This window comes from Plesiomonas shigelloides (assembly GCF_900087055.1).
GTDB lineage: Bacteria > Pseudomonadota > Gammaproteobacteria > Enterobacterales > CAMTGL01 > Plesiomonas > Plesiomonas shigelloides.
Genome location: NZ_LT575468.1, coordinates 1421649 through 1442926 on the forward strand (window position 1 = coordinate 1421649; position 21278 = coordinate 1442926).

Below are 21278 nucleotides of genomic sequence, written 5' to 3' on the forward strand. Positions count from 1 at the left end.
AATAACAGCCGCATCTGCTGACGATGCGGCTTTTTTGTTGTGTGCCAATTCGTTTTGTATTGATAGGCGTAAGCAAGGACAGCGGTGATGCGTAATGAAATGCGTACTGTGAAACGTGATTATCTGAAACGCGGAGTATTCGCAGCGTTGTGTTTGCTGTTATTGGGGGGATGCGATTTTGCGCCATCCTCACAAGCACTGGGAACCTTGGAGCGCGATCGGCTAACTTATCCGGCGATGGCTGCCGAAACCGTGATTGCCATGCCGGTACAAGAAGGGCAGGCGGTGACGCGTGGAACATTGTTAGTGCAGTTAGACCCCGCGCATCAACAAACCTTGGTCGAGCAAGCTTCCGCCTCACTGCAAGCAGCGCAGGCGAATTTACAAAAATTAGAGCAAGGTGCGCGCAGTGAAGATATTGCGGCCGCGGAGGCGCATTGGCGCGGCACGCAAGCACTGGAAAAAGAGAGTATCTTGCAATATCAACGCATGGTGCAGCTGTTTGCGCGAAAAGCGGTAGGGCAAGCGGAGTTGGATCAGGCTTTGGCCTCGCGCAATAACAGTCAAGCGCAGGTTAATGCAGCTTATCAGCAGTGGCTGGCGTTGAAAAATGGGTCACGTCCGGAAGATATTGCGCAGGCGCGCGCTAATGTTGCTGCCGCACAGGCTAAATTGGCCGAAAGTCAGATTGCACTGCTGCAGCTGTCGGTGGTCGCGACACGTGATGGGATCGTTGAAAGTCTGCCATTTCATTTGGGCGACCGTCCGGTAACCGGTAATACGCTGGTGGTGATGTTGGCCGACCAAGCGCCTTATGCGCGCGTCTATATTCCCGAGCCATTTCGCACGCAGATCCATGTGGGCATGACGTTGCCGGTGCGGGTCGATGGTATTAATGAGCCGATGACGGGCACGGTACGCAAAATTGCCCATGATCCGGCGTTTACCCCTTACTATGCACTGAATCGCGAAGATCGAGCGCGTTTGGTGTATTTGGCCGAAGTGCAACTGTCGCCAGAGCATAGTGATTTGCCGTCGGGTATTCCGGCGCAGGTGATCTTGCCATGATGGGGGCCGTGAGCGCATCGGATACTGCAGATGCAGTGCCTAAGACCGTTATCGATACCGTCATTGATACACAAGGAATGACGCGCCGTTTCGGTGCGTTTACGGCGGTAGATAATCTGAACCTGCATATTCGGCGTGGAGAAATATTTGGCTTTCTCGGCCCGAATGGCTGTGGCAAATCCACCACTATCCGCATGTTGACCGGTTTGCTGTCGCCGAGCGAAGGCAGTGTGCGGGTGCTGGGCCAAGTGCTACCCCAAGGTGGCGAGCGGGTGCGCACGCGCATTGGCTACATGACGCAAAAATTTTCCCTGTATGACGATCTGACCGTTGCCGAAAACCTGCATTTTATCGGCGAAGTGTATGGCTTACGCGGCGCCGTGCGTAAAGCGCGGGTGGCCGAACTGTGTCGTCAGTATGAGCTAGAGGCGTTACAACGCCGCTTGGCGGGGAGTCTCAGTGGTGGACAAAAACAGCGCTTGGCCCTTGCCGCGGCGGTTATCCATCAACCCGAGTTGTTATTTTTGGATGAGCCGACGGCTGCGGTTGATCCGCAAAATCGGCGGGAATTCTGGGAGCAACTATTTGACCTGTCCGCCGCCGGAACCACGATTTTGGTCGCCACCCATTATATGGACGAAGCCGAACGCTGCCATCGCATCGGCATCATGCAAGATGGCCGCATGCGTTTGACCGGCGCGCCAGCGCAGCTGATGAGTGAGATGGGCGGGGCGGTTTTTGAGGTCGATGGCGCGCATTTGCGTCAGCTCAAACTGCATTTATTGGGGCTAACGTCGGTGATTTCTGCCGCGCAGCTGGGGGCGCGGTTGCGGGTCTTGGTGAGCCATGCTGAAGCTGAGCCACTGACATTTTTACAGCAGCAGGTGCGGCAATTTGATACTCAGATGGATGCCCAACACAATGCTGAGATAGATGCTAACAGCATGCGCGATGATTCTGACGCTCGCACCATTCAACCAGTTCGCCCCAGCCTAGAGGACGTGTTTGTGCTGGCGACTGGCCCACAAGCCATGTATTCAGCAGGATCTCGCGAAGCGATAATCTCAGATAACCCCTCAGATAACACTAAGCGAGACAGGGGAGACAACTCAGATGCCTGATTCCCCAATGATCTGCGGGTTACGCTTATTTTTACTGCGGATGAGCGCCGTAGTGCGCAAAGAGCTGCGTCAGCTATCGCGCGATCGCATGACCTTTGGCATGGTGATCATGATCCCGCTGATTCAGCTATTTCTATTCGGCTATGCCATCAACACCAATGTACGGCACATTCCGATTGCGGTGGTGGATCAAAGCCAGACTTCGCTGAGCCGGATCCTGCAGCAGATGGTAGCGGTGACGCAGGTGGTGGATATCAAGGCGCATTACATTCAAGTTCCCGATGCAGAAAATGCCTTACGACAGGGAAAAGTACGCGCGGTGTTGGTGCTACCGCCAGATTTGGAGCGCCGCTATAACGATTATGTGCAGACACCACAACACTTTGCGCTCAGCACGCAAAATACGGTGCAACCGATAGGCCAATGGCTGGTGGACGGCTCGGATTTGATGGTGGCCTCGGCGGTACGTCAGCTGCGCAATATGTCGCTGGCAGAACTGCAAAATCAGAATCCGAACTTGCAGGTGCCGGTGTTTGCTGTCGCGCAATATTACAACCCAGAGCAGCGTAGCGCGGTGAATGTGGTGCCGGGGCTGACGGCCATTATCTTGACCATGACCATGATTATGTTCACGTCAGCGGCGATTGTGCGTGAGCGCGAGCGCGGCAATATGGAGCTGCTGATCAACACGCCGATCCGGCCACTGGAGTTGATGCTAGGGAAAATCATTCCCTACATTCTGGTGGGGCTGATTCAGGTCATGATCGTGTTGGGGTTAGGGCATTTGATTTTTGATGTGCCGATCACCGGTCCTGCCTATGCGATTTTTCTGTCGTCGTTGCTGTTTATTTGTGCCAGTTTGACATTAGGTTTGATTATCTCCACGCTGGCGAAAACGCAGCTGCAATCGATGCAGATGACGGTGTTTATCCTTCTGCCGTCAATTTTGTTGAGTGGCTTTATGTTCCCGTTTGAGGGCATGCCTCGGCCTGCGCAGTGGATTGCCGAAGTGTTGCCAGCGACGCATTTTATCCGTGTGATCCGCGCTGTGGTGCTGCGCGATGCGGGGCTGTGGGATATGCGTTTTGAGCTGCTGTGGCTGGCGATCTTTTTTATCGTCGGCTTACTGATTGCGACGCGCCGCTTTCGTAAAACGTTGGATTAGCTCTGTGCTGTTCTATAAACGGGGTGCACATGCGTCTGCAAACGGGCGCACATCCCCACAAATTCTGGTAACATCGCCGTTCCTTTATATTGCTGTATAGGAATAGAGTGATGACCACCACTTTGTTCAAAGACTTTATGTTTGAAGCGGCGCACCGCCTGCCGCATGTCCCTGAAGGGCACAAGTGCGGACGCCTGCATGGCCACTCCTTTACCGTGCGTATTGAGATCAGCGGTGAAGTTGACCCGCACACCGGATGGATTATGGATTTCGGTGACATCAAGCAGGTATTCAAGCCAATTTATGACCAGCTGGATCACTATTATCTGAATGATATTGAAGGGCTGGAAAACCCGACCAGTGAAGTGTTGTCGCGTTGGATTTGGGACAAACTCAAACCACAATTGCCATTGCTGTCAGCAGTGATGATCAAGGAAACCTGCACGTCAGGTTGTACTTATCGCGGCGAGTGATTTTCTTGCGAAGAGCCATTTTCGCGAAGAGTTATGTTCGCGAACTGCACGGCAAAAAAACGGTGTCTGCCTACTTCGTGTGGGCGACACCGTTTTGTTATGTCTTAGGCAATCGACAGGTACTTGTGTGTTTGCACTGATAAACGCCAGTTACGGGCGATACAGGTGTGGATACACAGCTCGGTGGCTTGCGGCTTTTGACTGATCGGCTGCAAACAGATCACCGGAGTTTTGCTGTGGGCGCTTGCTTCATCGGCGCCGAGGCTTTGCTCGCGCTGCGCTAGCAGTTGATCCAGCGCTTCAATATCACTTTCGCGCGCGACCGGATGTTTGATTTCATCGGCACGTAGCAAGGCATCGGTACGTACTTGGCAGCCGCCACGCATACCCACTTTCGGCGACACTGTCACCCACGTTTGTTCTGAGCAACGAATCTCGTAAGTGCCACTGGTTTCAATCTGGCACTGGAATCCGGCTGCTTCTAACTGCGTAGTCAGCGGGGTGAGGTCATACAGGCATGGCTCGCCACCGGTGATCACCACATGCTTGGCGGTATAGCCCTGCTCGGTAAACAGCGTTTGTAAATCGCTGATGGTCATTGAGCACCAGCTGGCCGAATCTTCAGTTTTTAAGATCAGCGCGGGATCAGACAAGCGTTGATCGGCATCAAGCTGCCACGTGTGTTTGGTATCACACCAGCTGCATTCCACCGGACAGCCCTGCAAACGGACAAAAATTGCAGGAACGCCGGTATATACCCCTTCACCCTGCAGCGTCTGAAATACTTCATTAATCGGATACAGCATCTGGATCAATAAGCCTGTGGTTGAATAGTCTGAGCACAAGTCGCGGATTATCGCAAACCCATCGCCCCCTGACTACCGTAACCTGCTGGTTGTGCTCTAGGCCGATGGCGGCTTGCACTATGCATGCCCATGCTTAGTGGTGAGATGAGAGCAAGTTACCGAATAAATCGCAACCTGATTCGAGTCAGCTAACGGATAGCGGAAAGAGCGTGAAAAACCGTTGTGACTCATTGCCATAAGTAGATTAATGGTGATTATAATGTTAAATAAAGATTAACCATGAAGTCGATTTTACCACACCAGTGATCGGGGGCATTTATGAGTATCATCAGAAAACAACCGCTGGAAATGCTCTACTACTGGGAATCGCATCGTCCAGATGAAACCTATCTGCGCCAGCCGGTTAATCGTCATTTTAATTGCTACTCGTGGAAAGAAGTGGCACGTCAAGCGCGGGTGATTGCCAGCGCACTGCGTGGCTTGGGGCTTGCACCGGGCGATCGGGTAGCTTTGCTCTCGAAAAACTGTGCCGAATGGTTTATTGCCGATTTCGCCATGATGATGGGCGGGTTTGTCAGTGTTCCTATCTATCCAACGGCGAACAGCGAAACCATTCGCTATGTGCTGGAGCACTCCGAGAGTAAAGCCATTTTTATCGGCAAATTAGATCATCCAGAAAATGTCGAAGCGGTATTGCCGCCGGACATTTTACGTATCGCTTTCCCGTATCCGACCGCGCCTTGCCAGTATCAGTGGCAAGCGCTACTTAATGATTTCCTGCCACTGGAAGAAAGTCCGATCCCTGAGCCGGAAAGCTTGATGTCACTGGTGTATACCTCTGGCAGTACCGGTCGGCCTAAGGCGGTGATGCACAGCCACGAGCGCTTTGGCTGGGCGGCTAAATCGGTGGCGCAAACCGTGCAATTAGGCCCGAATGATCGCGGTTTTTCTTATCTGCCGCTGTCTCACATCACTGAGCGGGTGTATATCCTCGGTGGCAGCTTATATGGCGGTTGTACGATTTCGTTCCCTGAGTCGCTAGATACGTTTGTTGACGACATCAAGGCCACGGCACCAACTATCTTTATCTCTGTACCGCGGCTGTGGTCAGCATTTCGTTCGCGCATCTTGGAAAAAATGCCGGAAGAGAAGTTGGAGCGTCTGCTGTCTATTCCGCTGGTCAATAACCTGATTAAGTACGTCATCCAACGCAAATTAGGCTTGCACCGCGCCCGCGTGTTGGGCTGCGGCTCCGCGCCGGTTGCGCCATCGCTTCTGCATTGGTATCACCGTTTGGGGATGAATATCACCGAAGCGTGGGGGATGACGGAAAACTTAGCCTACGGCACCATCAATTATCCATTCCGCGCCGATAAAATTGGCTCAATTGGCCATGCCTCGAAAGGGGTGGAAGTGATGTTGTCGGAGGAAGGCGAGATCATGACCCGCAGCCCCGGCACCATGTTGGGCTATTATCTGGATGACATCTCAACCGCTTTGGCGATTAAAGATGAGTGGCTGTATACCGGCGATCTGGGCGAAATTGATGCGCAAGGCTATGTGCGAATTACCGGTCGCTTGAAAGACATCTTTAAAACCGAAAAAGGCAAATATGTCTCGCCGGTGGTGTTGGAAGCTAAACTGGCTTCGTTGGAGATTATTGAGCAGTTGTGTGTGATTGGCAGCGGCTTACCGCAGCCGGTGGGCTTGGTGCAACTGTCAGCCAGTTCGCTGGCGCTGCCGCGGGAAATGTTAGCCAAAGCGTTGACCGAACATCTAGAAAGCGTGAATGCACAGCTCGAACCGCACGAGGTATTGAGCGGGATTGCGGTGATTTCCGAGCCGTGGACTATCGACAGTGGCGATCTGACCCCGACACTGAAATTACGTCGGCACAAGGTCGAACAGCGCTATAACGAGGCGGTCCGCCAGTGGTCGAAAGGCGAGAAGGTGCGCTGGTTGTAAACTTGGTCACGCTTCAACGATAGCGGGGTTGACGCTGTTCCTTAAAGCCAACACCATGACGGCTTAATTATTTCGAGGTATGAAATACCCTGTCGGAGTGGACTAAAATGGCGGAAGGGCACAATCCCGGACATATCGATCAAATAAAACAAATTAATGCCGGAGCTGTGTATCGCCTGATTGATCAGTTGGGACCCATTTCCCGTATTGAGTTATCGAAGCAGGCTAATCTGGCTCCGGCCAGTATTACCAAAATTACCCGTGAGTTGTTGGATGCGCACCTGATTAAGGAAGATGAATTCCAAGAGCCGGGTAGCCGTGGCCGCCCAGCGGTCGGGTTGATTTTGGATACGGAAGGCTGGCATTTTCTCTCCGCGCGTCTTGGACGCGGCTATCTCACCCTCGCATTGCATGAGCTGAGCAGCGAACTGCTGATTGAAGAGCGGCTGGATATTATTGAGCGCGAGCAATCGGCTTTATTAAAGCGTTTAGTCAGTGAAATTGACCTGTTCTTTACTCGTCATCAGGACAAACTGGAGCGTTTGAGTGCCATTGCCATTACGTTGCCCGGTGTCATTGATGCGACGCGCGGTATTGTGCACCAGATGCCGTATTACCATGTGAAGGATATGCCGCTGGCGGCGGAGCTGGAGCAAAAAACTGGTCTGCCAGTGCTGCTGCGCCATGATGTGTGTGCGTGGACGATGGCCGAAGCGCTGTTTGGGCCTTCACAAGGCTGTCAGAACGTGGTTCAGCTAAGTATCAATCATGGCGTCGGCGTTGGGGTGATGATTGATGGCAAACTGATCCACGGCCAATACCGTAATCTGATTGAAGCTGGCCATATTGTGGTTAACCCGCAAGGGGAGCCGTGCGAGTGTGGGCATCGTGGCTGTCTGGAAACGGAAATCAATATTCAAGCCTTGCTGCGTAAAGCGCGGCAGCGTTTAGAGAGCGGCGAAGAGAGCGTGTTGCGACATCAGACACTGAACGTGTCGAACCTGTGCCAAGCGGCATTAAACGCTGATGCGCTGGCGCTGAATTTGCTTACCGAAGCGGCGGAGCGCATTGGTGTGCTGCTCAGCATGTTGGTGAACCTGTTCCATCCAGAAAAAGTACTGTTTGGTTCACCGTTGAGTCAGGCGCAGTCCATTATGTTTCCGGTGATTATGCGTACGTTGGAAGCCAATGCCTATCCACTGTATACGCAAAACCTCACGTTGGAGCCAACCCGTTTTTATAACGAAGGCACCATGCCGGGGGCGGGGTTGGTGAAAGAGTCGCTCTACAGTGGCGTGCTGTTAACTAAACTGCTGGAAGGTTAATCACGCGCTATTCGTGCCGTGCTTACTACCGGTAGCTCACTAAATAGCTGACTAAATAGTTCGCTAAATATACAGAAAGTACTTTCACGCAGCAGAAATGAGAAAAAGGTGGATGGCATAAGGATGCTGTCCACCTTTTGTATTTTTAACGCTCAATTTTGTCGCCTGCGCTGCGTTATCGTTATGTTGGCGCGTTAGCTGATATGCAGTCGTCCGGTTTCTGGATGACGGAACACCTGCGCGTCGAAAGCGAAAATTTGCTTAATACACTCAGCAGTCAACACCTCTTCTGGTGAGCCATCGGCCTGAATCTGCCCATGATTGAGCAGCAATACCCGATCGGCATAGCGCGCCGCCAGATTTAAATCGTGCAAAATCACCAGTACCGCATCACCCTGTCGCGCACGGCGCTGCGCCGTTTGCAGCGTCTGATGCTGGTGGCTTAAATCCAGTGCCGATGTCGGTTCATCCAACATTAAGAGTTTCGGTGCGGCGGCGGTGGGCTCGCGCTCGGTCTGCGGCGAGTCGGCCATATACTCATCGAGCTGCGCGAGGACGCGTGCAAAGTGAATGCGCTGTTTCTCCCCGCCGGAGAGCACGGTATAGGCGCTATCGGCGAGATGTTCCGCCCCGACCGCTTGCAGGCAGCGCTGGATGATGGCCTCATCGGCGATTTTGCCTGATGCATGCGGCAGACGGCCTAACGCCACCACTTCACGGGCTAAAAACGAAAATGACAGCGCCGAGCTTTGCGGCAAGATGGCCATCCGGCGGGCGAGTATTGGCGCTGGCCACTGCGACTGCGGTTGGCCGAACAAGCGGATCTCGCCTTGCGCCGCCATTTCGCCACTGATGCACTTGAGTAAGGTGGATTTACCGGTGCCGTTGGGGCCGAGCAGTACGGTGAGCTCACCGGCTCGCAAGTCTAACGACAGCTGCGATAAAATCTGGCGTCGACCACGTTGTAAGGTCAGATTACGCAATTCGACCACGGTCATGCGGCGCTCCTTTTTTGTTGGATCAGCAGCCAGATAAAAAACGGTGCGCCGAGCAGCGCGGTGATGATCCCAACCGGAATTTCTGCCGGTGCCGCCAATTGGCGCGCCAGTAAGTCTGCCAGCAGCAATAAGATTGCGCCACACAGCGCACTCAGCGGCAGCAAATTACGATAATCTGGGCCGCACAGCATGCGTACCAGATGGGGCACGATCAGACCGATAAACCCAATCATCCCTGAGACTGACACTGAAACGCCAATACCCACCGCACAGCCGATGATCAAGCGACGTTTGAGCCGCTCGACATTCACGCCCAGATGCCGTGCTTCGGACTCCCCCAGCAGCAGGGCATTGAGCGCAGGGGCTTGTCGATAAAATCCGACCAGCAATACCAGCAGGGTGAGGCTACTGAGCAGTAAGGTGTCCCAACGGGCACCGGCGAGGGAGCCCATCTGCCAAAGCGACAGATCGCGCAGTTGCTGATCATCGGCCAGATAGCTCAACAATCCCAGACCGGAAAATGCGATAGCGCCAATGGCCACGCCGGCCAATAACATCATGTTGACCGAGGTGCCAAACGGTGTGCGCCCGATACGGTAGACCAGCAGTGTGGTCAGCATCCCACACAAAAACGCACACAGCGCGGTATAACCGAGCGACAACCAACCCAGACTGAAACCGGCGATACTCAAACCGGCCAGCGACACGCCGGCAGGAAGCAAAACAATCGACAATCCCGCCCCCAGCGCCGCGCCGCCACTGACACCGATAATGCCCGGATCAGCCAAGGGGTTACGAAAGAGCCCCTGCAACACCGCGCCCGCCAGTGCCAAAATTCCCCCCACACTGATGCACAGCAGGGTGCGCGGCAGACGGATGGTCTGAATAATCAATTGCTGTGTGCTCAGATCGTTGGCGTGGCTCGGTAACGAAAGCAGCGCCTGCAGGCTCTCACTTAACGGCAGGCGCACCGGACCGGTGGCAATTGACAGCAGCAACATGAAGCTCAGCAGCAGCAATCCACTGCTACCGAGCAAAGAGAGTTTCAGTCGTAACATCGGGCGTTCCGCTTACTGCTGATTCAGGTGATTGGCCAGACGCTGGGCTTCGCTCAAGGTGCTCAGGCCGATACCACCAATCAACGCTTTACCGTTAATCGGTAGCACCGCTTTATTGCGTCCAGCCGGTGTGTTTTGCAGTAACGGTTGTTTGGCCAGCAGAGAGTCGGCATCGTCAGTCCAATTGCGCTCGCTGACCACAATCAAATCCGGCTGCATGGCCAGCAGACTTTCGGCTGACACCGTTTGGTAATTACGCACCGAAGCGGCCGGATTCACGGCGCCGGCTAAGGTCAGCAGAGTATCGGCGGGAGTATTGCCGCCAGCAATCATCGGCGGGCGACCATCATGCAGCAGCAGATACACGGCTTTGAGCGGTTTGCCGTGTTGCTTGCTCTGCAACTGAGCACGCGTTTGTGCGAGTTGTTCGAGCTGTCGATCGATTTTCGTCTGCAGTGTTTGGCCTTCGGCTTCTTTATGCAGCAGGGCAGCAATTTGCGTCACTTGCGCTTTGAGCGCTTCTGGTGTGGTATCGGACTGCAACACGGTCAGGGGAATTTTGGCCTGTTGCAGCGCTGTCAGCGCCGAGGCCGGCGCCATTTCATCTGAGCCAATCACATAATCAGGGCGCAGGGCAAGCATGCCTTCGGCTGGTAATTGACGGATATAGCCCAGTGTTGCGGCTTTGCTGTCGGCAGGAAGACGGCTGCTGCTATCAACACCTACCAGTACATCGCCAGCGCCCAGCGCCACAATAATTTCTGTCACATTACTACCGGCACTGATCACGCGCGTTGGCGCGGTCTGTGGCGCAATAGGTGGTGTGGCAGAAGCTGCAACTGGATGTGTGCTCATGGCCGCGCTATCGGTAGGTGCTGCGTGCAAAGTAACGGTTGGCAGGCTGAGGCAAGCCAGCAGGGCGTAGTGAGAAAGGCGCATCTGTTTCATTCTGATCCCTTGGTTAAAATCTGCGCGGCAGGAATGTTCTGTCGCTGCAGGAAATTGAGTAAATTCAATAAGCGTTCAGTACTGGCATCGCGATCGGCGGCGATAATAATCTCTGGCTGAGCGCCGGAGGTATGCGGCTGGGCGCGTGCGGTCAAAATGGCGTTGCTGAAGGCATCCCAATCCGTGAATTTTTGCTCGTCCAGCGCCCAGTAAGGCGCATCGGCAAACAGGTGTAATGTCAGACTTTCCGGTACCGTTTGTGCCGGTTGGGTGCTATCAGCCACTTCCGGTAAGGTGATGTCCATGCTCTGAATACGCACATTGGCGGTCAGCAATAAAAACACCAGTACGATAAAGATGATGTCGAGCAACGGGGTGAGATCTATCCCAAGGCTGCTGCTTTCTGGCGCTGAGCGATCGCGGATCATGACGTGAAATCCTCACACAGCGGGATCCCTTCTAGCCACAAGTTGTATTGGTTCATGCCGTGTTCGGCGCCGTTAATCAGCCGATCAATCCATAAGCTGAACAGCTGTGCACCCACCAGTGCCGGTAGCGCAATAAACAGCCCGGCGGCGGTGGTGTACATTGCAACGCCTAAACCATCGGCCAGCAATGCAGGAGTCACTGGACTGTTGCTCGCGCCGATATCCTGAAACATCTGAATCAAGCCCAAAATGGTGCCCAGCAGACCCAGAAGTGGGCTGATGGCGGCAAGCAGATTAAGTAATTTCAGACCACTACTGAGCTGACGGCGCTTAGATTGCAGCCAGATCGCAGCAATTTCTTCGCGTAAGGCTTTATTTTCGTTGCGATGCGTTAGCAGCAGTGCGACCCCTTGCAGTAATAACGAGCGGCGTTGCTGCAACGATTGCTGCATCGTATCTAGCTGGCTGGCCGATACGCTATTCAGGGTATTGCTATGCCCAGGTAACAGCTGCGCGGCCAGATGATGTTGGCCAAGTCGACCGGCTTGCAGCAGGCGAAACAGCCGATCCAGTAAAATCACGCCGGTCAGAAAAGAGCAGGTCAGCAGCGGCCACATCATGCTGCCGAGTTGGTGTTCAAGTTGCGCAAGAATCATGGTTTACAGCCTGTTTAAGTCTAAATAGAAGTGGGTGTACGTAATTTTGTGTCTTAATGGCAGCGTTTAAGTCAGCTCAAAGCGCACGGGAATTCGCACCACATGGCTGACACCTTGGCCGTTGATTTCTTGTGGCAAGAATTGCCATCCCTTTACGGCTTTCAATGCCGAGCGATCCAGTAGGGGGAAACCGCTACTTTTCAGCAGTACGACTTGCAATTGCTCGCCTTGAGTTCCCAGTTTCACTTCCAGCAATACGGTGCCTTCTTGACGGCGCATGCGTGAGGCTTTCGGGTATTCCGGCGCCGAAGGGGGAACGCGAAAACGCGGTTCACTGCTGCTGCCACGGGCTTGTGCGGTAGAGGCTGGTGCTGCACGGGAGGCTGTGTTCGGTGCTCCGCCCGCTGACTGCGTGGTGGCCAAGGAGTGAGCGGCAGTCGTGCTCGTGTTAGCCGCGACAGGGTTGTGCTGTTCTGTGTTGTCTGTTGATTTTCTCGCTGTCTTTTTAACTGTCTTTTTTGGAGCTTTTTCTTCTGGAATTTTCGGCGCTATTTTTTTAGGCGCAGGTTCTTTTTTCAAGACCGGTTTAGCTTGCTTGGGTTTAGCTTGCTCGGTTTTTGCTGTTTCAGCGGCTTTGGCTGGCACGGCGCTCGGGTCAACGACTTTTTTCGGTTCAGTCTTTTGTGGCGCAGGCTGTACGTCGGCTGCGGCACCGCTTTGTGCGCCGGTGGCGGCCAAATTGAGCACCAATGCGGGACCTGCACTGAGGGAGACCAAGGTGACGGCTCGGGTTTGGGTTGGCTGCAGTCCAAACAGCAGTAAGGCGGCGTGGGCCGACATACATAAACCTGACGCCAGTAAAAGGCGTTTATTGCGGCGAAGGTGAGCGCCAGCAGTAAGCAACGTCAGCGGCATGGGTAACTCCGGTCTTCCAGACTTATCAGCAAAGAAAACAGTCAGTAATCAAGAATGGCTGCACTATACATTTTGATGATACCTGAGATCAAATGAAAATTATTTGCATTCGCATTCAATGATCGGTTACGCTTCGCCACCGCTAACACATTGCTTGTTTTTCCTCTTTTCATCATGAACTAAAAGGAATTAATGCCAGTGGCCAACCATCTGCAATCTTCCGGTCGACTGTCCAGCGCGACAGCCGCGATGACCGCTAAACACACCGGCTTTAAACGCTCAGCACTGAGTCTGTTAATTCTGAACAGTGTCGCGGTTTCATTTGCCGCCAACGCCGCACCGGCTGAGCCTCAGACTCAGCTCAATGAAGTCCTGGTTACGGCAACCCGTGAAAATAAAGCGCTGTCGCAAGAAACGCGCTCGGTTGCGGTGGTGACGCAGGCACAAATTCAGCAACAACAACCGGCCAGCGTGGCAGAAGCTCTGAAATACATTCCTAACGTGGATGTCAGTGGCGGTCCGCGCGCTAATGCGCAAAGCCCGTCAGTACGGGGTTTAAGTGGCAACCGCATTTTGCAGGTGGTGGATGGCGTGCGTCAGAACACCACCTCAGGACACCGTGCGACTTACTTCATGGATCCTGAAATGTTGTCATCCATCGAAGTGATCAAAGGGCCGACCAGCTCCCTGTGGGGCAGTGGCGCACTGGGTGGCGTGGTCGCGCAGCAAACTATTTCCGCCCCCGATATGCTGCAAGGCGATCAGAGTGTGGGTGGCTATCTGAAACAAGGTTACGCCAGCGCCAATGATGAAACCAAAACCAGCGGTGCCGTGTATGGCCTGTTGGGGGACTCCGTCGATTTCCTGCTGAACGGCTACTACGCCGATGCCAATAACCTGCGTTTGGGGAACGGCGAGCACCTGACTGATTCGGCCTATCGCAATCAGGGGGGGTTAGCCAAATTGGGCTGGCAGGCAGATGACGCGCAGCGTCTGGAGCTGTCAGTTCGCCAAGCCGAAACCCATCAGAATGCACCGAGTAACCCATCACAGATGGTCAGCACCTCGGTGCCGCTGGTGCAGCAGAAAACCCGTGATTTCAATACCACCTTGGATTATCGCCTGAATCCAACCGATAGCCGTTGGTTGGACGCACGCGTTACTGCCTATGTGAACAAAACGGAATTTGATGAATATCGCGTCACGAAAAAGCAAAGCGATAAGGTGGATTACCGCACACTGGGTATGAATATCAGTAACCATTCGCAGTTTGATCTGCTGAGCCTGACCTATGGCGGCGATATTTATGAAGATAAAACCCAAGGCGAGCGGGAAGGGAAGAACCGTCCGATTCCAGCCGATGGCCGCAGCAAAGTCTGGGGCAGTTATGTTCAGGCCGATATTCCATTAGGTAGCCAGTGGAACCTGTTACCGGGTCTGCGTTATGACCACTTTACCGCCGAAGACAAGAATATTGCCGGCTCCGAGCGTAGCGAAGATCACTTGTCGCCATCCGTTGGCCTGCGCTGGGCGGCGACCGATTGGCTGACTTTAAACGCGCGTTACGACGAAGCGTTCCGTGCACCAAGCATGGAAGAGATGTACACCACCGGTACTCACTTCTGCATGGGCCCGATGGGCTGCAACGTGTTTAAAGCCAATCCCGATTTGAAACCGGAAACCGCCAAAAACAAAGAAATCTCAGCACAGATGCGCTTTAACAACGTGCTGGCTGACGATGAGTTAGCGTTTGGCGCGACATATTTCCATAACAACGTCAACAACTACATTGATCAGCAGGTCAACATGTTCACCACCCAATACGTGAACGTGACCGATGCGCGTTTGCGTGGCGTTGAGTTAGACGCGCGTTATAACTGGCGCGATCTGGAAACCAGCCTGAGCTATGCCCAGACAGAAGGGCGGGACAAGAAAACCAACCAGCCACTGAATAACATTCCGGCGCATAAGTGGGTATTGGGCGTGAGCCACTACTTTATGGATCGCGACTTGAAAGCGGGCGTGAACGTCAGCCATTACGAATCACAAGATGAATTGCCATCTAACGTGACCAATGTGTATCCGTCCTACACCTTGGTGGATCTCTATACCACTTGGCAGCCACAAACGGGCGCGTTCAAAGCAGTCAAAGTGGATGTGGGTATCGATAACGTGACTGACGAATATTACCGTCAGGCCTTTGACCAGCTCTATTCCGCCGGTCGTAACTTTAAGGTTGGTGTGCGGTATTCCTTCTGATGATGATTGATTTATCTGTTTTGGATGACTCCATTCTGGGCCATCACAGCCCAGACCCTCTCGCGTACGCCTTTACCGGCAAACGTCAGGCACATGCCGGAGGCAGCGGGCGACCGCTGCCTCCTCCGGCGGTGCAAGGGCAACTGCAGCAGTTATTGATGCAAGACACGCCGGCGATTCGTCCGCGCTGTTTGTACATCCATATCCCGTTTTGTCGGGTGCGCTGCACCTTTTGCTCGTTCTTTCAGTATGCCGCCAGCCCTGCGCTGGTGGCCGAATATTTCGCGGCGCTGAGTGAAGAGCTAAAACGCAAAGCGGCGATGCCGTGGACACAAGCCGCACCGTTTTCCGCTGTATACATTGGTGGCGGTACGCCGACGGATCTGACTGCCGAGCAAATCTTTGCCCTCGGCCAGCTGATTAAATCGCATTTCCCGCTGACCGACGATTGTGAGATTACGCTGGAAGGCCGTCTCAATCGCTTTAGCGATGAGAAATACCACGCCGCAGTTGATGGTGGCGTGAATCGTTTCTCGTTCGGGGTGCAGAGTTTCGATACCGATGTTCGGCGTAAAGCCAAGCGGCTCGATCCACGCGAAAAGTTGCTGGAGACCGTGAGTCATCTGGTGGCGCTGGACCGCGCGCCGATTATCGTCGATCTGATGTTTGGTTTACCGCATCAATCGGCCACGGCGTGGCAGCAAGACCTGCAGGACTTCCTACACAGCGGCGCACACGGGGTGGACCTGTATCAGCTGATTGAGATGCAAGGCACTCCGATGGCGCGTTTGGTGGAGGAGAACCGTCTGCCGGCACCGGCCGCGACACCTGAAAAATCGCGTATGTACGCCCAAGGCGTCGCGTTTATGCAGCAGCACGGCATTCAGCAAATCAGTGTCAATCACTGGACGCGCGATGCACGCGAACGCAGCCGCTACAACCATCTGGCGAAAACGACCGCCGATGTGTTGCCGGCGGGGGCTGGCGCGGGTGGCTTTATTGACGGCTTTGCCCTGATGCAAACTCGCGATCTTGAGAGCTATCACCAAGCCATCCGCGAAGAGCGTTATCCGGTGGTGATGATGATGAGCCCTAATCCGCAGCATGCGCTGCACTGTGCTATTAAGGCCGGTTTTGATCGTGGCCGACTGCAACGCAGCGAGTTAGATAGCCTAAGTGGTATGGCGCTGTATGACTACGTCAGCCCACTCTTAACACAGTGGCAAGAGCGAGGGCTGTTGGCGTTAGAGGCAGACCAAGCGCGTCTAACCACGGCCGGTAGTTTCTGGAATATCAACATGGCACAAGGGCTGATTAACGCATTGCGTTTATCGCCGCCCTTAGCCGCCTGAGTTGCCTGTTACGGCTATTTTGTCCCCTTTTTCTGACCTGATGTGGTGCGCCCCAATTGCGCTCTCATCGGGTCGCAATGAAACCTGAATGAATACGGAGAGAAAACATGTCTCATACGGATGTACTGGCTGACACCGCACCTAAAGCTGATGCAGTCACGAAAAATGATGCCGTTCACAGCGAATTGTGCCGGCAATTGGCGGAGCTGTCAGAAAAAGAGATGAGTGCCAGCACACAAGAGTTAGCTGCGCGCTTTGGCGTCAGTGAATATCAGCTGGTTGCCGCACTGCCCGAAGAGATGGCGGTGATGGCGCATGGTAGCTGGGCGCAATCGCTGCTGGAAGAGCTGACCGGTTGGGGCCAACTGACCACCATCGTGGAGTCCGAAGGCAGCATTTTTGAATTCAAAGGGGCATTCCCTGCCGGTAAACCGGGGCACGGCTATTTCAACCTGTACTCCAAAGAGGGAACCGGTTTGCATGGCCACCTGCTGTTATCGCAAGTTTCGCACATCGCGTTGCTGGCCAAACCGTTTATGGGCAAGGCCAGTTATAGCCTGCAATTCTTTGCTGCTAACGGCCGCACTATGTTCAAAGTGTACTTAGGTAGAGACAAACAGCGTCAGCTGTTGCCGGAACAAGTTGCGCTGTTTGAGCAGCTGCGTGTGCGCTTGATTGCCCAGCCGCAGCCGGCAGCAGAGTAATCGCGCTCGCTTAAGTGACATCGCTCTTAAGTGGCATCTATCGGGTTGGATACCTCGCGTTTAGCTGGCTCGGCGTTCCGCCGGGCCAAACAACGCGAATGATAATAAAAATCGACAACGTGAATAGCCTTATCAGGGCAGTAAATTAGACTAATAAGTATTGAATGAAGGAAGACATTGTCATGACCAACGAACGTCAAGAGCGTCTGCAAAATCGCCTGCAACCAGAAATCACTGAGTTTCGTAACGAATGCCGCACCGTGGTGCTGGCGACCGTGGATGCCGATGGCATGCCGAATGTCAGCTACGCGCCCTTTGTGCAACTGGCGGATGGCTATTATGTGCTGATTTCAGAAATTGCACGGCATGCGCGCAATTTACAGCAGGTGCCGCGTACGTCGTTGATGATGATTGAGGATGAAAGTCAGTCGCGCCAGCTGTTTGCCCGTAAGCGTCTGACGTTCGATGCGCGTGTTGAGAAAGTGGCGCGTGATACGGCAAGCTGGCAGGAGGCTGTTGCGGCGCTGGAAGCTCGTCACGGTGATATCGTGGCCAATTTGTCGCAAATGGCAGACTTTATCCTGTTCCGCATGGTGCCAGAGCAAGGTCTGTACGTGAAAGGATTTGGTCAGGCGTTCCAAGTCAGCAGTGATGATTTGGTGGATGTGGTGCATTTGCAAGAAGGGCATAAAACGGTGTCCGGCGAACCAGTTAAAGCCTGAGGCTGACTCACCACCGCGCTACTCGCCACAGTGCAACTCACCTCATACATGACATAAATGGCATACATAATTGCCATCATGCGTGCACAGGGCGAGGCTTGGGGTAGGCGGTTGAAGTGTGAAACACATTAACTCAATGTAAGACAACGGCGGCGCTTTCATAGGTCGCCGTTGCTTTCTCATTTTTTCCTTCCTCTGAATCGCTCATTTATCCGGTGATTTGGCTGCAATGCGGAATAAAATCCGTGAAATGAGAGGCCGATCCGCCAGACAGGACATATGTCCTCTGCAACGCAGTCAGCGCAGCCGTACACTGCGACCATGTTCGCGCTACCGAGTTATGTATCTGCTCTTTCGTGTTTTTTATTCGTGTTTTTTAGCAAAGCAAACACGCTGTATACCCAAACAACTTGCCGCCTACCTGCAGCTTCAAGTCGAAAGGGTATAGATAACCGGTAGATACGCACCGAATTGGTTGTAAGAGGAATGAAGTAAATGACAGCACATATCAATGCTCAGCCAGGTGATTTTGCCGAAACCGTGATTATGCCGGGTGACCCACTGCGCGCCCGCTATATTGCTGAAACTTATCTGACCGACGCCCGTGAAGTGACCAATGTCCGTAACATGCTCGGTTACACCGGCTTTTATCAAGGTCAGCGGATCTCAGTGATGGGCCACGGTATGGGGATCCCTTCCATGGTGCTGTACGCCCATGAGCTGGTGAATGATTTTAACGTCAAGCGAATCATTCGTATCGGAAGCCTAGGTGCGACCCAGCGTGATGTGCAGATGCGTGATGTGATTCTGGCGGTAGCCGCCGGTACTGACTCACCAACCAACGCCAAGCGCAGCGCCGGATACCACATGGCTACCTCCGCAGATTTCAACCTGCTGCACCGCGCCTACACCTTAGCGAAGGAGAAGGAGATCCCTGTGCGTGCCGGTAACGTCTTTACTGGCGATCTCTACTACGATCCAGACGAAAATCTGATCCCTGCGCTGGAGAAATTTGGCGTACTGGGTATCGATATGGAAGTGGCCGGTCTGTATGGTCTGGCGCATCAGCAGGGTATCGAAGCGCTGGCGATCCTCACTGTGTCTGACCACTGTCTGACAGGCGAAGAGACCACCGCCGAAGAGCGTCAGTTGTCATTCAATCACATGATTGAGTTGGCGCTGGAGACGGCCTTGTCCTGCTAATTTATCGCGCTAATGTCGCGATAGCTAAGGTCGCCATATCGTACCCTTCAACATCAGTACGGGATAATAACAATGAAAAACAAACTCTCACTTACCGCCATCAGTTTCTTGGCAAACTTTGTTATGGCCGGGTTTGCCACCCAGTTTGGCATGCTGATAGAGCCGATTGCTGCAAAATTTGCTGCGCCGGTGAACGATGTGGCGGCCATTTTCTCGCTGCTTAATGGCGGCGCTCTGGCGGGCACCATCGCCGCCTTCTTCCTGATTGAAAAAATCGGTATCAAACGCATTACCTTGCTCAGCTATACACTGATTGCGCTTAGCGCCTTGACCCTGCATCTTACCGGATCGCTGGCCGTCGTGATGGCTGCTATGACCGTGATCGGTTTTTGCGGCGGTGTTGGCTTGTGTATTGCCGGTACCATTGTGGTGGCAGTATGGAAAGATAAACTGCAAAGCACCATGCTGGTGGTACAAGACGCCACCTTTAACGTGGCAGGGGTTGTATTCCCACTGGTGACCACCTATACGCTGACGCGTTCTATGTCATGGAGCTACAGCTACCTGACCGTGGGTGGTGTAGCGCTGGTAACCATGCTGATTGCCGCGCTCACTAACTTCCGCCGCTGCGAGCAAAGTGCCGAAAGCTGTGATAACGCCAAATCGGAGTGGAATTTTGGCCTGTTAAGCGGTGGCTTTGGTTTGTTCTTGGGCATGCTGGCGCTGTATACCTTCCTGACATGGGCGCCGCTGTTCGTTAAGCAAAAGTTCGACATTCCGTTTGAAGATGCCGGCAACATCATCACGCAATATTGGGCTGCCGCCTTGCTGGGTGCATTGGCGTCTACTGCCATTGTAACGCGCGTCAAGATCCATCACTTCTTGCTGGCAGTGATTGCGCTGGCACTGGTGATCACCACCTTGATTGTGAACACGTCTGATGTGGGCATGCTGTCTTACTACACCTACGGCTACGGTTTTGTCTGCGCAGCGCTGTATAACGCCTTTATCGCTTATGGCGTGTCGTTTGTGCGTCAACCAAGCAGTAAGAACGTGTCGTATATTTTGATCAGCGGCAGTGCCGGAGCCATGTTCAGCCCCGCAATCAGTGCGGTGTTTGAAAAAGTGATTGGTTTGCAAGCGGTGATGTACGCTATCCCAATGCTGTACGCGGTGATCTTGTTGATGCTGCTCGGTTCATTCCGTCTGCATAAAGCCGCTTCGCCAGAGCCGCAGCAGGTCGCGAACTGATTTAAGCTTGCAATGCGATAACTGCAAAAAACAAACACCGGCTTTTGGCCGGTGTTTTTGTTAGGGAAGGGATGAAAAGCCAGTGTGAACGCATGCTATCTGCATCACTGCATAATCACTGCATAGGTGATAGCTACGCGGTTAACACTTCACCGTACACCACAGGAGTAGCTAGAGCGCCAGATAACGCTTAAGGGCGTCGATATCCGTGATACTGAGCCTTTGCTTGCTGCGCTCCACCAATCCTAAGTCAGTCAGCTCTTTTACGGCGCGGCGATAAACGCGATCGGTTGTCCCGAAACGTTCGGCTTCCATATAGCTTTTGGTAAAACCGCCGACAGGGAAATCCCGCAGATATTGCTGGTACAGATCGTAAGCCACGTTATAAGCGATAGGATAGAGCATGCGATGGATTAGAATATTCACCGTATCCTGATAATCGATCGCAATGGCGCTGGCAAAGAACAGGGCGACTTGTGGATTTTTCACCAACGCCTGCTGCAATTTATCGGCGCAGATAAAGGCCACCGTCAGCGTCTCTTCGGCGATGATATCAAGCTGACAGCGATAGCCGCTAAAAAACTCCATCTCCCCGAAAACCTGATAATCGCACTCCATGGTGCCGAGCTGAAAGCTGCGCCCATTTTGCGCGGTGTAACCGATCGACACCTTACCGCTTCGCACCAGTGTCAGATAATTTAGCTGTTGCCCCTGACTCATCAGCGGCGACTTTTCTTCGATGATTTTCTCTTCAGAAATACAGCTAAGCACCACCTGCTCAATCAAGGAATGATTATCTTGCCAGTGATCCTGAAAGCGTCCTTTGTGTAAGGGTTTTAATTGCATGCTTGCTCTCGGTTA

20 protein-coding genes are annotated in these 21278 nt (G+C 53.5%); 12 read left to right on the forward strand and 8 right to left on the reverse strand.

The window, feature by feature from the left end; genetic code table 11:
- Nucleotides 1-87: 87 nt before the first annotated feature.
- The 4 genes from NCTC9997_RS06165 to queD all read left to right on the forward strand — a co-directional run bounded on the left by NCTC9997_RS06165 (nt 88) and on the right by queD (nt 3827).
- The gene (locus tag NCTC9997_RS06165; protein ID WP_152137227.1) at nt 88-1068 is read left to right on the forward strand and encodes an HlyD family secretion protein; all 981 of its coding nucleotides are present in this window, start codon (nt 88-90) and stop codon (nt 1066-1068) included.
- On the forward strand, nt 1065-2189 hold the full coding sequence (locus NCTC9997_RS06170) for an ABC transporter ATP-binding protein (RefSeq protein WP_197665250.1): 1125 nt from the start codon (nt 1065-1067) through the stop codon (nt 2187-2189). Before NCTC9997_RS06165 ends, NCTC9997_RS06170 begins: the two co-directional genes overlap by 4 nt.
- Nucleotides 2182-3354, forward strand: coding sequence for an ABC transporter permease (locus tag NCTC9997_RS06175; RefSeq protein ID WP_197665251.1), 1173 nt, complete (start codon nt 2182-2184; stop codon nt 3352-3354). The genes NCTC9997_RS06170 and NCTC9997_RS06175 overlap by 8 nt, the downstream gene beginning before the upstream one ends.
- A 110-nt stretch (nt 3355-3464) precedes the next feature.
- Nucleotides 3465-3827, forward strand: coding sequence for a 6-carboxytetrahydropterin synthase QueD (gene queD / locus NCTC9997_RS06180; protein ID WP_010861808.1), 363 nt, complete (start codon nt 3465-3467; stop codon nt 3825-3827).
- Between the two features lie 104 nt (nt 3828-3931).
- Here the strand turns inward: queD and queE are convergent, their stop codons facing one another.
- The gene (queE, locus tag NCTC9997_RS06185) at nt 3932-4633 is read right to left on the reverse strand and encodes a 7-carboxy-7-deazaguanine synthase QueE (RefSeq protein WP_064977586.1); all 702 of its coding nucleotides are present in this window, start codon (nt 4631-4633) and stop codon (nt 3932-3934) included.
- A gap of 318 nt (nt 4634-4951) precedes the next feature.
- Between queE and NCTC9997_RS06190 the strand changes: the two genes are divergently transcribed.
- Both NCTC9997_RS06190 and mlc read left to right on the forward strand, forming a co-directional pair.
- Complete coding sequence (locus NCTC9997_RS06190) at nt 4952-6598, forward strand: AMP-binding protein (protein WP_010861806.1); 1647 nt, start codon at nt 4952-4954, stop codon at nt 6596-6598.
- A gap of 107 nt (nt 6599-6705) precedes the next feature.
- Nucleotides 6706-7923: a sugar metabolism global transcriptional regulator Mlc gene (gene mlc / locus NCTC9997_RS06195; protein ID WP_064977587.1), complete on the forward strand. Its 1218-nt coding sequence runs from the start codon at nt 6706-6708 to the stop codon at nt 7921-7923.
- A gap of 194 nt (nt 7924-8117) precedes the next feature.
- Here mlc and NCTC9997_RS06200 read toward each other — a convergent pair whose 3' ends face one another.
- The 6 genes from NCTC9997_RS06200 to NCTC9997_RS06225 all read right to left on the reverse strand — a co-directional run bounded on the left by NCTC9997_RS06200 (nt 8118) and on the right by NCTC9997_RS06225 (nt 12926).
- Nucleotides 8118-8921: a heme ABC transporter ATP-binding protein gene (locus NCTC9997_RS06200; protein WP_064977588.1), complete on the reverse strand. Its 804-nt coding sequence runs from the start codon at nt 8919-8921 to the stop codon at nt 8118-8120.
- Nucleotides 8918-9979 carry a FecCD family ABC transporter permease gene (locus NCTC9997_RS06205; protein WP_039045333.1) on the reverse strand — a complete coding sequence of 354 codons (1062 nt, stop codon included), beginning with the start codon at nt 9977-9979 and terminating at the stop codon, nt 8918-8920. Before NCTC9997_RS06205 ends, NCTC9997_RS06200 begins: the two co-directional genes overlap by 4 nt.
- 12 nt (nt 9980-9991) lie before the next feature.
- The gene (locus NCTC9997_RS06210; RefSeq protein WP_082935492.1) at nt 9992-10927 is read right to left on the reverse strand and encodes a hemin ABC transporter substrate-binding protein; all 936 of its coding nucleotides are present in this window, start codon (nt 10925-10927) and stop codon (nt 9992-9994) included.
- Nucleotides 10924-11355, reverse strand: coding sequence for an ExbD/TolR family protein (locus NCTC9997_RS06215; protein ID WP_064977589.1), 432 nt, complete (start codon nt 11353-11355; stop codon nt 10924-10926). The genes NCTC9997_RS06210 and NCTC9997_RS06215 overlap by 4 nt, the downstream gene beginning before the upstream one ends.
- A complete protein-coding gene (locus NCTC9997_RS06220) occupies nt 11352-12011 on the reverse strand; it encodes a MotA/TolQ/ExbB proton channel family protein (protein WP_064977590.1) in 660 nt (219 codons plus the stop codon). The genes NCTC9997_RS06215 and NCTC9997_RS06220 overlap by 4 nt, the downstream gene beginning before the upstream one ends.
- A gap of 66 nt (nt 12012-12077) precedes the next feature.
- Nucleotides 12078-12926, reverse strand: coding sequence for an energy transducer TonB (locus tag NCTC9997_RS06225; RefSeq protein ID WP_064977591.1), 849 nt, complete (start codon nt 12924-12926; stop codon nt 12078-12080).
- Between the two features lie 198 nt (nt 12927-13124).
- Here NCTC9997_RS06225 and NCTC9997_RS06230 point away from each other — a divergent pair, with 198 nt between their 5' ends.
- From NCTC9997_RS06230 to tsgA, 6 genes are all read left to right on the forward strand, one after another.
- Entirely contained in the window at nt 13125-15185 is a 2061-nt protein-coding gene (locus NCTC9997_RS06230) for a TonB-dependent hemoglobin/transferrin/lactoferrin family receptor (RefSeq protein WP_167550127.1), read from the forward strand.
- The gene (hutW, locus tag NCTC9997_RS06235; RefSeq protein ID WP_064977592.1) at nt 15185-16537 is read left to right on the forward strand and encodes a heme anaerobic degradation radical SAM methyltransferase ChuW/HutW; all 1353 of its coding nucleotides are present in this window, start codon (nt 15185-15187) and stop codon (nt 16535-16537) included. The genes NCTC9997_RS06230 and hutW overlap by 1 nt, the downstream gene beginning before the upstream one ends.
- Nucleotides 16538-16644: 107 nt before the next feature.
- Nucleotides 16645-17241 carry a heme utilization cystosolic carrier protein HutX gene (hutX, locus tag NCTC9997_RS06240; RefSeq protein WP_010861795.1) on the forward strand — a complete coding sequence of 199 codons (597 nt, stop codon included), beginning with the start codon at nt 16645-16647 and terminating at the stop codon, nt 17239-17241.
- Nucleotides 17242-17423: 182 nt separating this feature from the next.
- Nucleotides 17424-17963 (forward strand): heme utilization protein HutZ, encoded by a 540-nt coding sequence (gene hutZ / locus NCTC9997_RS06245; RefSeq protein WP_010861794.1) that lies wholly within the window; start codon nt 17424-17426, stop codon nt 17961-17963.
- Between the two features lie 495 nt (nt 17964-18458).
- Nucleotides 18459-19166, forward strand: coding sequence for a purine-nucleoside phosphorylase (gene deoD / locus NCTC9997_RS06250; protein ID WP_010861793.1), 708 nt, complete (start codon nt 18459-18461; stop codon nt 19164-19166).
- A gap of 72 nt (nt 19167-19238) precedes the next feature.
- Nucleotides 19239-20417, forward strand: a complete 1179-nt coding sequence (tsgA, locus tag NCTC9997_RS06255) for an MFS transporter TsgA (RefSeq protein WP_064977593.1) — start codon at nt 19239-19241, stop codon at nt 20415-20417.
- 171 nt (nt 20418-20588) lie between these two features.
- Here the strand turns inward: tsgA and NCTC9997_RS06260 are convergent, their stop codons facing one another.
- A complete protein-coding gene (locus NCTC9997_RS06260) occupies nt 20589-21263 on the reverse strand; it encodes a Crp/Fnr family transcriptional regulator (protein ID WP_064977594.1) in 675 nt (224 codons plus the stop codon).
- Between the last annotated feature and the right edge of the window lie 15 nt (nt 21264-21278).